Source organism: Micromonospora sp. DT63, from assembly GCF_049841615.1.
Taxonomy (GTDB): domain Bacteria; phylum Actinomycetota; class Actinomycetes; order Mycobacteriales; family Micromonosporaceae; genus Micromonospora.
The window spans coordinates 83,655-96,212 of sequence record NZ_JBNCKQ010000004.1 but is presented as its reverse complement, the minus strand read 5'-3'; the positions used below and the strand labels follow the sequence as shown (position 1 = coordinate 96,212).

14 protein-coding genes are annotated in these 12,558 nt (G+C 72.9%); 11 read left to right on the top strand and 3 right to left on the bottom strand.

Annotated features, from left to right (window positions below; all coding sequences use genetic code 11):
* The first annotated feature begins 26 nt into the window (after positions 1–26).
* The 4 genes from ACLQ27_RS16220 (at position 27) to ACLQ27_RS16205 (ending at position 3,176) form a co-directional block, all read left to right on the top strand.
* Positions 27–824: a GNAT family N-acetyltransferase gene (locus ACLQ27_RS16220; protein WP_234581340.1), complete on the top strand. Its 798-nt coding sequence runs from the start codon at positions 27–29 to the stop codon at positions 822–824.
* Positions 821–1,234, top strand: a complete 414-nt coding sequence (locus ACLQ27_RS16215) for a hypothetical protein (protein ID WP_354855213.1) — start codon at positions 821–823, stop codon at positions 1,232–1,234. Before ACLQ27_RS16220 ends, ACLQ27_RS16215 begins: the two co-directional genes overlap by 4 nt.
* Positions 1,235–1,421: 187 nt before the next feature.
* Positions 1,422–2,201 carry an electron transfer flavoprotein subunit beta/FixA family protein gene (locus tag ACLQ27_RS16210; protein ID WP_344357351.1) on the top strand — a complete coding sequence of 260 codons (780 nt, stop codon included), beginning with the start codon at positions 1,422–1,424 and terminating at the stop codon, positions 2,199–2,201.
* Positions 2,202–2,216: 15 nt separating this feature from the next.
* Positions 2,217–3,176, top strand: coding sequence for an electron transfer flavoprotein subunit alpha/FixB family protein (locus tag ACLQ27_RS16205; RefSeq protein ID WP_234581336.1), 960 nt, complete (start codon positions 2,217–2,219; stop codon positions 3,174–3,176).
* 95 nt (positions 3,177–3,271) lie between these two features.
* Here ACLQ27_RS16205 and ACLQ27_RS16200 read toward each other — a convergent pair whose 3' ends face one another.
* Together ACLQ27_RS16200 and ACLQ27_RS16195 are read right to left on the bottom strand one after the other, a co-directional pair.
* Positions 3,272–4,090: an anti-sigma factor gene (locus ACLQ27_RS16200; RefSeq protein WP_425867422.1), complete on the bottom strand. Its 819-nt coding sequence runs from the start codon at positions 4,088–4,090 to the stop codon at positions 3,272–3,274.
* The gene (locus ACLQ27_RS16195; RefSeq protein WP_234581334.1) at positions 4,044–4,646 is read right to left on the bottom strand and encodes an RNA polymerase sigma factor; all 603 of its coding nucleotides are present in this window, start codon (positions 4,644–4,646) and stop codon (positions 4,044–4,046) included. The genes ACLQ27_RS16200 and ACLQ27_RS16195 overlap by 47 nt, the downstream gene beginning before the upstream one ends.
* A 230-nt stretch (positions 4,647–4,876) precedes the next feature.
* Between ACLQ27_RS16195 and ACLQ27_RS16190 the strand changes: the two genes are divergently transcribed.
* The 7 genes from ACLQ27_RS16190 to ACLQ27_RS16160 all read left to right on the top strand — a co-directional run bounded on the left by ACLQ27_RS16190 (position 4,877) and on the right by ACLQ27_RS16160 (position 11,410).
* Positions 4,877–5,707: a DUF4397 domain-containing protein gene (locus ACLQ27_RS16190; protein WP_357494144.1), complete on the top strand. Its 831-nt coding sequence runs from the start codon at positions 4,877–4,879 to the stop codon at positions 5,705–5,707.
* The gene (locus ACLQ27_RS16185) at positions 5,704–6,363 is read left to right on the top strand and encodes a class F sortase (protein WP_425867421.1); all 660 of its coding nucleotides are present in this window, start codon (positions 5,704–5,706) and stop codon (positions 6,361–6,363) included. The genes ACLQ27_RS16190 and ACLQ27_RS16185 overlap by 4 nt, the downstream gene beginning before the upstream one ends.
* A gap of 108 nt (positions 6,364–6,471) precedes the next feature.
* Positions 6,472–7,647 carry a cysteine desulfurase family protein gene (locus tag ACLQ27_RS16180; RefSeq protein ID WP_425867419.1) on the top strand — a complete coding sequence of 392 codons (1,176 nt, stop codon included), beginning with the start codon at positions 6,472–6,474 and terminating at the stop codon, positions 7,645–7,647.
* Between the two features lie 174 nt (positions 7,648–7,821).
* The gene (gene mnmA / locus ACLQ27_RS16175; RefSeq protein WP_425867417.1) at positions 7,822–8,895 is read left to right on the top strand and encodes a tRNA 2-thiouridine(34) synthase MnmA; all 1,074 of its coding nucleotides are present in this window, start codon (positions 7,822–7,824) and stop codon (positions 8,893–8,895) included.
* Positions 8,896–8,955: 60 nt separating this feature from the next.
* The gene (locus ACLQ27_RS16170; protein WP_234581327.1) at positions 8,956–9,960 is read left to right on the top strand and encodes a methionine synthase; all 1,005 of its coding nucleotides are present in this window, start codon (positions 8,956–8,958) and stop codon (positions 9,958–9,960) included.
* Between the two features lie 37 nt (positions 9,961–9,997).
* Entirely contained in the window at positions 9,998–10,369 is a 372-nt protein-coding gene (locus tag ACLQ27_RS16165; protein WP_234581326.1) for a VOC family protein, read from the top strand.
* A 30-nt stretch (positions 10,370–10,399) separates the two neighbouring features.
* Positions 10,400–11,410: an ADP-ribosylglycohydrolase family protein gene (locus ACLQ27_RS16160; RefSeq protein ID WP_425867415.1), complete on the top strand. Its 1,011-nt coding sequence runs from the start codon at positions 10,400–10,402 to the stop codon at positions 11,408–11,410.
* A gap of 161 nt (positions 11,411–11,571) precedes the next feature.
* Here the strand turns inward: ACLQ27_RS16160 and ACLQ27_RS16155 are convergent, their stop codons facing one another.
* Positions 11,572–12,117 (bottom strand): type II toxin-antitoxin system PemK/MazF family toxin, encoded by a 546-nt coding sequence (locus ACLQ27_RS16155; RefSeq protein ID WP_357494155.1) that lies wholly within the window; start codon positions 12,115–12,117, stop codon positions 11,572–11,574.
* Positions 12,118–12,558 lie beyond the last annotated feature (441 nt).

The following is a 12,558-nucleotide window of genomic DNA, read 5'->3' as shown; positions in this document are numbered from 1 at the left end:
CTTCCCCCGGGTCTTAGCCTGAGCAGGTGACGGATCTTGATGTGACCACGCTGCGCACCGCCTACGACAACCAGCTCCGCCCGGAGATCCCCGACCCGGTTCCGGCCGGGGTGACCGTGGAGCGGGACGGGCCGCTGGTCCGGATCATCGGGCTCGACGCCGGGGGGTTCCTCACCTACCGCGACCTGGGCGGGTTGACCGGCGACGCGCTGGACGAGCTGATCGCCCGGCAGGTGGCGCTGTTCCGCGAGCGCGGCCAGTCGGTCGAGTGGAAGCTCAACGGGCACGACGAACCGGCGGACCTGGCGGATCGGCTGCGCGCCGCCGGCTTCGTGCCGGAGGACCGGGAGACCGTCGTGGTCGGGCCGGTCGCGCCGCTGGCCGCCGCGCTGCCCGTCGTCCCCGAGGGGGTACGCCTTCGTGAGGTGAGCGCCCGCGTCGACCTGGAGCGGATCGCCGCCATGGAGGAGGAGGTCTGGCAGGAGGACCGCTCCCACCTCGTGTGGGGTCTGGCCAAGGAGATCGACGCCGACCCGCACTCGATCACCGTGGTGGTGGCGGAGGTGGACGACACGGTGGTCAGCGCCGGCTGGGTGCGCTTCCCGGCGAACACCGGCTTCGCCACCCTGTGGGGTGGCTCGACCCTGGCGCAGTGGCGGCACCGGGGCATCTACCGGGCGCTGGTCACCTACCGGGCCCGGCTGGCCGACCAGCGGGGCCGGACGCTGCTGCAGGTCGACTGTTCCGAGGACAGCCGGCCGATCCTGGAGCGACTCGGCCTCGTCCCGGTCACCACCACCACCCCGTACGTCTACACTCCGTGATCATGGAACAGCGGTTGACGGACGAGGAGCGCCTGACCCTCAAGACGGGTGCCTTCGGCGCGGTCTTCCTGGTCTCGAACGCCGATCCGGGGATGCTGGGCGTGATCCGGGAGAGCGTCGCCGCCTCCGGCGCGTTGGCCGACGCCAGTGGGGTGGTCAAGGAGGCGCTGACCACCGGTCCGCTGCCCCGGCTGCCCCGGGACTCCCAGCTGGAGATCGAGTCGGTGGTGTTGCCGGCGCTCGGCCGGGCGGTGCGGATCCTGCGGGAGAAGTCGCCGGCCGACGTCGAGGCGTACCGCTCGGTGGTGTTGACCGCGGCGGACCGGGTGGCCCGCGCGCACGACGGGGTGGCCCCGGCGGAGGCCGCCGCCATCGACCAGATCCGGGGTGCGCTGGCCGAGCCGGCCTGACCGCACGAGGTGCCGGTGAGCTGTGTCACTCTGAGTGCCCGGTGGTCGCAACCTACTGGCAGGTAACATTGCGCCGTGGGCAACTGCACAGCAGCCCGCGGTTGACCTGGCGTCGACCGACGCGCGAGGCTGCGGCCCAACCGGGCGAGCCAATCGCAACACCACACAGGAGGGTCGTCGAAGCGCGATGAACATCGTCGTACTCGTCAAGCAGGTGCCTGATTCGGGCGCGGACCGCAACCTGCGCAATGACGACAACACCGTCGACCGCGGTTCGGCGAACAACGTGATCAACGAGATGGACGAGTACGCCATCGAGGAGGCGCTGAAGATCAAGGAGGCGCACGGTGGCGAGGTCACCATCCTGACGATGGGTCCGGACCGGGCGACCGAGTCGATCCGTAAGGCGCTCTCCATGGGCCCGGACAAGGCCGTGCACGTCGTGGACGACGCTCTGCACGGTTCCTGCGCCGTGGCCACCTCGAAGGTGCTCGCCGCCGCCCTCGGTCAGCTCAACGCCGACCTGGTGATCTGCGGCGCCGAGTCCACCGACGGCCGGGTCCAGGTCATGCCGCACATGATCGCCGAGCGGCTCGGCGTCGCGGCGCTCACCGGCGCCCGCAAGCTCACCGTCGACGGCGCCACGCTGACCGTCGAGCGGCAGACCGAGGAGGGCTACGAGGTCGTCACCGCCTCCACCCCGGCCGTGGTCTCCGTGTGGGACACCATCAACGAGCCGCGCTACCCCTCGTTCAAGGGCATCATGGCGGCCAAGAAGAAGCCGGTGCAGACGTTCTCCCTGGCCGACCTCGGCGTCGCGCCGACCGAGGTGGGCTTCGACGGTGCGACAAGCGCCGTCGTCGAGCACACCAAGCGCCCGCCGCGCTCCGGCGGCGCCAAGATCACCGATGAGGGCGAGGGCGGCGTCAAGCTGGTCGAGTTCCTCGCCACCGAGAAGTTCGTGTGAGAGGGGGGTTCTGACATGTCTGAGGTTCTCGTCGTCGTCGAAGCCACCAAGGAATTCGGCGTCAAGAAGGTCACCCTGGAGATGCTCACCCTCGCGCGTGAGCTGGGCACCCCGAGCGCCGTGGTGCTCGGTGGCGCCGGCGCGGCCGAGGCGCTGAGCGCCAAGCTGGGCGAGTACGGCGCGGAGAAGATCTACGCCGCCGAGGGTGACGAGATCGACGGCTACCTGGTGGCCCCCAAGGCGACCGTGCTGGCCGAGCTGGTCAACCGGGTGCAGCCGGCCGCCGTGCTGCTGGCCTCGGCCCAGGAGGGCAAGGAGATCGCCGCCCGCCTCGCCGTCAAGCTGGACAACGGCATCCTGACCGACGTGGTCGGCCTGGCCGCCGACGGCACCGCCACCCAGGTCGCCTTCGCCGGCTCCACGATCGTCAAGTCCAAGGTCACCAAGGGTCTGCCGCTGGTCACCGTCCGGCCCAACTCGGTCACCCCGGCCCCGGCCGCCGCGAGCCCGGCGATCGAGCAGCTGACCGTGTCGGTCACCGACACCGACAAGCTGGCCAAGGTCGTCGAGCGGGTCGCCGAGCAGAAGGGCTCCCGCCCCGAGCTGACCGAGGCCGGCGTCGTCGTCTCCGGTGGCCGGGGTGTCGGCAACGCCGACAACTTCAAGCTGGTCGAGGAGCTGGCCGACCTGCTCGGCGGCGCCGTCGGCGCGTCCCGTGCGGCCGTCGACTCCGGCTTCTACCCGCACCAGTTCCAGGTGGGCCAGACCGGCAAGACGGTCTCCCCGCAGCTCTACGTCGCGCTCGGCATCTCCGGCGCCATCCAGCACCGGGCCGGCATGCAGACCTCGAAGACGATCGTCGCCGTCAACAAGGACGGCGAGGCACCGATCTTCGAGTTGGCCGACTTCGGCGTGGTGGGCGACCTGTTCAAGATCGTCCCGCAGGCCGCCGAGGAGATCCGCAAGCGTAAGTGACAGTGCAGGAACCGAAAAGTGGCCGCCCGTCGCCGGGCGGCCACTTTTTCGTGGAGAGCTGATCAGCGGGCCGGGGAGCTGAGCCGGCCCGCTGATCAGCCCGTCAGGGTGCCTCTCAACAGGCTGTCGCCGGAGTGGCGGGTGTTGTTGTCGTACTTCTCAGCGGAGACGTCGACCACCGAGTAGCTCTTGAGGTCGACATTCGGTGGCAGGGGCAGCAGAGCGTCCGAGTCGACACCGAGGGTGCCGATCGAGAACATCTCCATGTTCGTCGGGTTGATGAGCCAGACCTCGTAGTACCCCGGCACGCGCGGGAGATTCGCCACATGCAGATGTAGTTGGCCGCTCTGCAGAACCCGCGCGTCACCCTGGGCGGACTTCGGCGTCGAACCGAAGGCGGCCAGGGGCGCGCTGGCCAGCACCGCGGGCGTCGGAGCGGGCGCCGGATCGTCCGGACGCAGCACCGAGACGGTGCCCACCACGCCGATCGCCGCCGCCGCGACGGCGGTCACCGCGGTGGCCGCCCAGCGCGACCAACCGGCACGTCGACGGGACCGTGACCGGCCGCCCGGTCCGGGGCCCGCGACATCCGGCGCCGCAGGCGCGGTCGGCGAGCCGCCCGGCCGCTGCCCGATCGTCGCCTGCTCGGCGGCCTGCTGCCGGCGGGCCTCGGTCAGCGACGGTACGGCCTCGGCCGCCCTGATCTCGGCGGCGATGCCCCGCCAGATGTGCTCCGGCGGGTCTGGCAGGTCACCGAGGCCCTGCGTCTCCACGCCGAGCCCGGCCACCTGCCGCAGAGCCGTCAGCTCCGCGCGGCAGTGCGCGCAGGTGTCGAGGTGGGTGCTCTCCCCGTTGTCCGCGTCGCTCTCACCGAGCGCCAGAAAAACCAGCCGCTCGTGCTCCAGGTGCTGCACCGTCCACCTCCCATCTGCGTTTCAAGCTCGCCATGCCGCGCCGGATGTGACTCTTCACGGTGCCCAGCGGCACCCCGGTCACCGTGGCTATCTGCTGGTGTGTCAGGTCGTCGTAGAAGGCCAGCTCCAGCATGCGTCGCTGGTCGTCGGGCAGGCGTGCCAGCTCGTCCGCGATGACCAGCCGGTCCACCACCCGGTCCGGGTCCGGTGTCGACTGCGCCGGCTCGGGCAACTGCCGGACCGTCTCCACCACGCGGGTCTCCCGCGCCGTGGCCCGCATCCGGTCGATCACCTTGCGCCGCCCGATGCCGAGTAGCCAGCCGATCAACGACCCCTTGGCCGGATCGAAGGTGTCCCTTCCCAGCCAGGCGGCCACGAACGTCGCCTGCGTCACATCCTCGGCGTCGGCGCGGTTGGCCAGCATGGAGGTGGCCAGGTGGAGGACGGCGCGGCCGTAGCGGTCGTACGCCTCGCGCAGCGCCACCTCGTCGCCGGACCGAAACCGGGGCGCGAGGTCGTCCACCGGTGGGTCCGGTTGTTGTGGTAGCGCCGTCATCAGGCGTCCCGCCTTCGATGGGGCATACCCGACTGTAGCTGCCACAGTCCCCGCCCCACTTTCCCGGTCGATGTCATCTCACCAGCTCTTCGTCCGTCGGACCCGATCCGGATGCGGTGGTGGCCGGAAAAAGAAATCGCGTCGAGGGCGCATCCAGCCGTCGCGGAGCCGGCGTAACCCGTTCTGCAAGCCAGGCCTGACGAATCAGCACCAATCACCAGGAGGCAGACATGCAGCTCTCGTACTTCCGTCGGGTCGCCGCGGGCGGCGCCGTCGCCGCGTTGGCCTTCGCCGGCGTCGCCGCGTTCACCGCCAGCCCCGCGTACGCCGCCACGTCGAAGGTCTCCGTCGTGCACGGCATCCCGGACACCCCTGTCGACGTCTACGTCAACGGCAAGAAGACGCTCAACAACTTCAAGCCCGGTGACGTGGCCGGCCCGCTGAACCTGGCCGAGGGCGAGTACGACATCGCCCTCACCAAGCCGGGCGAGCCGGTCGGCAGCGCGATCCTCAAGGTCGACAACGCCGAGGTGCCGGGTGGGGCGAACATCAGCCTCGCCGCCCACCTCGACGCCGCCGGCAAGCCGAAGATCACGCCGTTCGTGAACGACGTCTCGAAGGTCGACGCCGGTAAGGCCCGGCTGATCGTCCGGCACACCGCCGCCGCCCCGGCGGTCGACGTGCGTGCCGGTGGCACCCCGGTCTTCAAGGGCCTGACCAACCCGAAGGAGGCCAAGGCCGACGTCGACGCCGGCACGGTGAAGGCGGACGTGGTGCTGGCCGGCACCGACACCGTGGCCATCGGCCCGGCGGACCTCAACCTCAAGGAGGGCACCGCCACGATCGTCTACGCGATCGGCTCGGCCGAGGACAAGAACCTCGACGTGGTGGCCCAGACGATCACCGGCCTGCACTCCGCCCCGGGCGGCGTGCCGAGCGGTGACGGTGGCCAGGCGGGTACCGGCGTGCAGACCTGGTGGTACGCGCTGGCCGGTGCCGGCGTACTCCTGCTGCTCGGTGGTGGGGTGCGGATGGCGACCGCGCGGACCGGTCGCAAGTGACGGTGCGCAACCGCGGCGCGCTGGCGGCCCTGGCCGCCGGCGTTGCCGCGCTCACCGTCGCCACCCTGGTGGCGTGCAACTCCCAGCCGGCCGGGAACGTCGGCGCCGAGGAGGCGAGCACGCTTGCCGCCAGCGCGACCCCCTCGGCCGCCGACGCCGACCCGTCGGTGCCGGTGGCGGCCGGTGAGCTGCCGGCCGGCGCCGGGATCGTCCCTCCGGTCCGGCTGGTGATCCCCGGGATCGACGTCACGGCCACTGTCAACGCGGTAGGCATCAACGAGCGGACCAACGAGTTCGAGGTGCCGCCCAGCGTCGATCAGATCGGCTGGTACCGCTACGGCCCCGGCCTGGAGGCGGACGCCGGTTCGGTGGTCATCGCCGGTCACGTGGACAGCGCCAAGCAGGGCAAGGGGGCGTTCTTCCGGCTGCGCGAGCTGGACCAGGGCGACACCCTGACCGCGACCGGCAGCGACGGCAAGGCGCGCGAGTACCGGGTCGTCGCCCGGGAGGAGTACGCCAAGACCAAGATCCCGCTGGAGCGGTACTTCGCCCGCGACGGCAAGCCGCGACTGACGCTGATCACCTGCGGCGGGCCGTTCGACGCCAAGGCCCGCAAGTACCGCGACAACATCGTCGTCACGGCGGTGCCCGAGTGACCGGGCGGTCGTGACGGTGCCGGGGTGGGGGAATCCCACCCCGGCGCCGTCGCATGGAGCCCACTCCGCCCTCCGGTCCCGGACAACCCGGCCGTACGCTGAACGGTGATGGCTTACCTGGATCACGCGGCGACGACTCCGATGCTCGACGAGGCACTGGAGGCGTACGTCGCTACCGCCCGCGAGGTCGGCAACGCGTCCTCACTGCACGCGGCGGGTCGTCGTGCCCGTCGCCGGGTCGAGGAGTCGCGCGAGCGGGTGGCCGCGGTGCTGGGCGCCCGGCCGTCCGAGGTGATCTTCACCGGTGGCGGCACGGAGAGCGACAACCTCGCGGTCAAGGGCATCTTCTGGGCCCGCCGGGGCGCCGGCCCCGACCGCCGACGGGTGATCTCCAGCGCCGTCGAGCACCACGCCGTGCTGGATTCGGTCGACTGGCTCATCGAGCACGAGAGAGCCGAGGTCGGCTGGCTGCCGGTGGACTCCGCCGGTCGTCTCGACCCGGAGACCCTGCGTGCCGAGCTGACCGCGCATGCCGACCGGGTGGCAGTGGTCACCGCCATGTGGGCCAACAACGAGGTCGGCACCGTACAGCCGGTGGCCGAGCTGGCCGCCGTCGCCGCCGAGCACGGCGTGCCCTTCCACACCGACGCCATCCAGGCCGTCGGTCAGGTGCCCGTCGACTTCGCCGCCAGCGGGGCCGCCGCGCTCACCGTCACCGGGCACAAGCTGGGCGGCCCGATCGGGGTGGGCGCGCTGCTGCTCGGCCGGGACGTCGCGGCCGTCCCGCTGCTGCACGGTGGCGGCCAGGAACGCGACGTCCGTTCCGGCACGCTGGACACCGCGGGCATCGTCGCCTTCGCGGTCGCCGTCGAGACGGCAGTGAAGGGCCAGCAGGAGTACGCGGCCCGGGTCGCCGCGCTCCGCGACGATCTGATCGAGCGGGTCCGTCGGGCGGTGCCCGAGGTGGTCTACAACGGTGATCCGACCGACCGGCTGCCCGGCAACGCGCACTTCTCCTTCCCGGGCTGCGAGGGCGACGCCCTGCTGCTCCTGCTGGACGCCCAGGGCATCGCCTGCTCAACGGGTTCGGCCTGCTCGGCGGGAGTGGCCCAGCCCTCGCACGTCCTGCTGGCGATGGGCGCCGACGACGACCGCGCCCGTTCCTCGCTGCGTTTCACCCTCGGCCACACCAGCACCCAGGCCGAGATCGACGCCCTCGTCGCAGCCCTCCCGGCAGCAGTGGAACGAGCCCGCCGAGCAGCAGCCCCCCGCACCCTCCGCTAACCCCCTGGTGCAGGCCCGGGCGGCTAGCCCCCGTTGATCATGAAGTTGTTGCCGCGACACGCCGATCGGCAGGACAACAACTTCATGATCGACGCGCTGGGGCGTGGGCGCAGGCCGGTGGGGGTGGGGGTTGGGTGGGCTGGTGGTTAGGGTTGGTGGGGGAGGGGATTGCTGGTGAGAGTTCTGGCGGCGATGTCGGGCGGGGTTGACTCGGCCGTGGCGGCGGCGCGGGCGGTGGCGGCCGGGCATGACGTGACAGGCGTGCACCTGGCGCTGGCCCGCAACCCGCAGACGTACCGGACCGGGGCGCGCGGCTGCTGCACCCTGGAGGACTCCCGGGACGCCCGCCGGGCCGCCGACGTGATCGGCATCCCGTTCTACGTGTGGGACATGGCCGACCGTTTCCACGAGGACGTGGTCGACGACTTCGTGGCCGAGTACGCCGCGGGTCGTACGCCGAATCCGTGCCTGCGCTGCAACGAGAAGATCAAGTTCGCGGCGGTGCTGGACCGGGCGGTGGCCCTGGGCTTCGACGCGGTGGTCACCGGCCACCACGCCCGGCTCGGCCCGGACGGGCTGCTGCGCCGCAGCGTCGACGTGGCCAAGGACCAGTCGTACGTGCTGGCGGTCCTCACCCGCGAGCAGCTGGACCGGTCGATGTTCCCGCTCGGCGACTCGACGAAGGCGCAGGTTCGCGCGGAGGCCGCCGAGCGCGGCCTGGCGGTGGCCGACAAGCCGGACTCCCACGACATCTGCTTCATCGCCGACGGCGACACCCGCGGCTTCCTCGCCGGCCGGCTCGGCGAGGCGCCCGGCGACGTCGTCGACGCGAGCACCGGCGCGGTGGTCGGCAGTCACACCGGCGCGTACGCCTACACCGTGGGGCAGCGTCGCGGCCTGCACCTGGACCGGCCCGCCCCCGACGGCCGGCCGCGCTACGTGCTCTCCATCACGCCCAAGACCAACACGGTCACCGTCGGTCCGGCCGAGGCGCTGGAGGTCTCCCAGGTGCGGGCCACCCGCCCGGTGTGGACCGGTGGCCCCCGTCCGGCCGCGCCGCTCGAGTGCGAGGTGCAGTTGCGCGCGCACGGTGACGTGGTGCCGGCGACCGTCGACGTCGACGGCGACACGCTGCACGCCGAGCTGCGTCGGCCGGTCCGCGGTGTGGCCGCCGGGCAGGCCGTGGTGGCGTACCGACCGGACCCGGCCGGCGACATCGTCCTCGGCTCCGCGACCATCACCGGCTGACCGGGCCCTCGGCGCGTGGTCGCCGAGCGGCCGGCGCGGCCAGCGGGATAGCCTTCGGCCGTGACAGATCAGGCGTGGCCCTGGCCGGCCGGCGCGGCGACCGGTATCGGTTCGTTGCCCGGCACCGACATCGCCGAGGCCCAGCGGGTCGTCCTCGGTGAGCTTCCCGAGCTGCCGCACCTGCCCGAGCTGCCCGCACGTGGCCCGGGCGCCGACCTGATCGGCCGCAGCGCCGGGCTGCTGGTCGAGCTGCCCGTCGAGCTGTACACCGGGCGTTGGCGGGTCGCCCCCCGCCCCGGCCGTGACCTGCGCCGGGCCCGGGACCTGATGGAACGCGACCTGGACCAGCTCGCCGAGCAGGCCGAGGGGTACGCCGGCCCGATCAAGGTGCAGGCCGCCGGCCCACTCACCCTGGCCGCTTCGCTGGAACTGCCGATCGGCGGCCGGCTGCTGCGTGACACCGGCGCGGTCCGCGACCTCACCGGCTCCCTCGCCGAAGGGCTGCGCGGGCACGTCGCGGCGGTCGCCCGACGGCTGCCCGGGGCGTCGGTGCTGCTGCAACTGGACGAGCCGTCGCTGCCGACCGTGCTGGCCGGGCGGGTGCCCACCGAGAGCGGGCTGGGCGCGTACCGGGCGGTGGAGTCAGCCGACGCGGCCGCTCTGCTGCGCACTGTCGTCGACGCGGTGGGCGTACCCACCGTGGTGCACTGCTGCGCCCCGCAGGTGCCGCTGGAGCTGATCCGTTCCACCGGCGCCGTCGCGGTCGCCCTCGACCTCGACCTGGTCACCGACCTGGACCCGCTGGGCGAGGCCATCGACGCGGGCCTCGGACTGCTGGCCGGCGCCGCACCGACCCGACCGCCGTCGGCCGGTGGCGCACCGACCTCCGCGCAGGTCGCCGACCGGGTACGCCAGATCTGGGACCGCCTCGGCTTTCCCCGTCGGCAGCTCGCCGAGCAGGTGGTCGTCACCCCGGCGTGCGGCCTGGCCGGAGCCACCCCCCAGTACGCCCGGGCGGTACTCGCGGCCTGCCGGGACGCCGGCCGCCGGTTCACCGAGGAGTGACGTTTTCCTGTCGTACCCCGTGGGCAGGATGACGGTCATGATTGGACAGCTACGTTCAGTGGTGATCGACTGCCCCGATCCGCGGGCGCTGGCCGCGTTCTACTCCGAGCTGCTCGGCATCGCCCTGTTCGAGGCCGAGGGCGAGGCCGATGACGAGTGGGTGGTGCTGGGCGGCCCGCCCGGGCACCAGCCCCGCCTGGCGTTCCAGCGGGCACTCAACCTGCGGCCGCCGGCCTGGCCGGACCCGGAGCGCCCCCAGCAGTTCCACCTCGACGTGACGGTGGACGACATCGAGAGCGCCGAGAAGGCGGCGCTCGCGCTCGGTGCCCGGCGGCTGCCCGGCGAGGGCGAGGGCTTCCGGGTCTACGCCGACCCGGCCGGCCACCCGTTCTGCCTCTGCTGGGACTGAACATGGCGTGGGTTGCGGCGGCCCGGCATCATGGCCGCCGTGATCCACTCCTCTCCGTCGCGCGCCTCCGGTTCGCTCTTCGGCCTCGCCTACGGCGACGCCCTGGGCAAGCCCACCGAGTTCCTGACCGTCGCCGAGATCCAACGCCGCTACGGCCCGACCGGCCCGCGTGAGCTGACCGGCGAGCCGGCGCTGGTCACCGACGACACCCAGATGGCGCTGGCGGTGGGTTGGGCGCTGCACGAGGCGCCGTCGCTCACTCCGCAGGCGGTGGAGCCGCTGCTGCGACAGCGTTTCGTGGCCTGGTCGGTCAGCCCCGACAACAACCGCGCCCCCGGGATGACCTGCCTACGCGCCTGCGCCGACCTGGGCCGAGGGTTGCCCTGGCAGGAGGCGACGATCGCCGACTCCAAGGGCTGCGGCGCCAACATGCGCGTGACGCCGGTAGGGATGCTGGACACCGACCTCGACACACTGGCCGGACTGGCCCAGTTGCAGGCCGGCCTCACCCACGGCCACCCGACCGGGTTGGCCGCCAGCGACCTCACCGCGTACGCCGTCTTCGCCCTGCGTGAGGGCGTCACGCTCGCGGAGCTTCCCGCGACTCTCACCGAGCGGGCGCGGTCCCAGCGCCGCGTCTACCACGGCGAGTGGCTGGGCGATCTCTGGCGGCGCCCCGGGGTCGACACGCCGGAGGAGTTCATCGCTCGCGGCTGGGACGAGTGCCTGGCGGCGCTGCGCCGACTGACCGTCGCCCTCGCCGAGCCGGACGACGGCGGCGACCCGTGCCGGGCAACGGGGGAGGGCTGGGTGGCCGAGGAGGCACTGGCCACCGCGCTGTTCTGCGCCGTACGCCACGCTGACGACCCGGTCGCCGCGCTGGCCCGGGGCGCGGCCACCGCCGGCGACTCCGATTCGATCGCCGCCCTGGCCGGCGCCTTCGTGGGCGCGGCCACCGGGATGGCGGCCTGGCCGCCCGGATGGGCCGACCGCATCGAGTACGCCGATCAACTCGCCACCCTCGGCGCGGCCTGGGACTGACGCCCCCGTGCCCCGGTCGGGGTGGGGTGATCGACTCGGGCTCCTTGAAGTCGGGGTGTTGCTGGCGGGCGGACACCCCGGGTTCCTGGAATCCGAGTCGATCATGGGTGCGGGGCCGGGGTGGCCTGCGGCCGGGGTGGCCGGTGGCCCGTGGCCCGGTGTCAGCTGGTGGGTAGGTGGCGCAGGCTGCGGACCTTGCGCCACAGGTCGGCGTCACAACGGCCGGCGCGGTCGGCGAAGTCGGCCGAGCCGATCCGGATCGGCTCGGTCAGACTCAGGTAGCTGTCGTGCTCGGCGCCGGGATCCCAGTCCCGGGTGGGAATCCGGACGTGGTCGTCCCGGTCGCTCTTGTCCTGACTGGTGATCTTCAGAACATCGGCGCCCCGGGAGTCGGCACGCAGCACCAGGCAGGGCCGCACCTTCGAGCCGCTGCCGTCGACGTACGGCACGTCGGCCCACCAGATCTCGCCGGCCGCCGGAGTGCCGGCCGCCCGATCGGTGTCGCGGGAGCGCGGCGTGGTGGACGGCCGATCGGTGCCGCGTGGCCTCGGCGGCGCGGGACGACGACCACCCGTGCGGGTCGGGGCGCCGCGGCCAGGTCGGCCGGCCGAGCGTCGGCTGTTTGCCCGGTGCCGCCAACTGTTCCACGCCCAGCCGGCGGCCACCGCCAGCAGGATCGCCGCCGCCCAGAGCAACGCCCGGGTCATCGCCACCTCCGCGTCAGGGCGGCACGCCGGCCGCTTCGTTCGGCGATCCTCGCACGTCACCGCCCCTGCCGCCCGTCGACGACACCGCCGCCCGCGCCGCCCGGACCCCTTCCCGCCCGCGGGCCGACCGCGCACACCGGCCGAATCCTCCCGCCGACGGCCGCGCCGCCCGGACCTTCGCGCCTACGGGCCGACCGCCCGCACTGCCCGGACCCTCCCCACTGCTCGCACCGCCCGAACCCCTCCCGTCGCCGGCACCGCCGCACGCGCCGCCGGGACACTCCCGCCCGCGGGCCTCCCGCCCGCGCCCGGCCGGGCCCTCCCGACTGCTGGCCTCCCGCCCGCGCCGGCCGGCCGGGCCCTCTCGACTGCGGGCCGACGGCCTGCGCCGCCCGTGATCCACTCCACATCGCCGAGGTGGGGGCATCAGGGCGCTCGGAC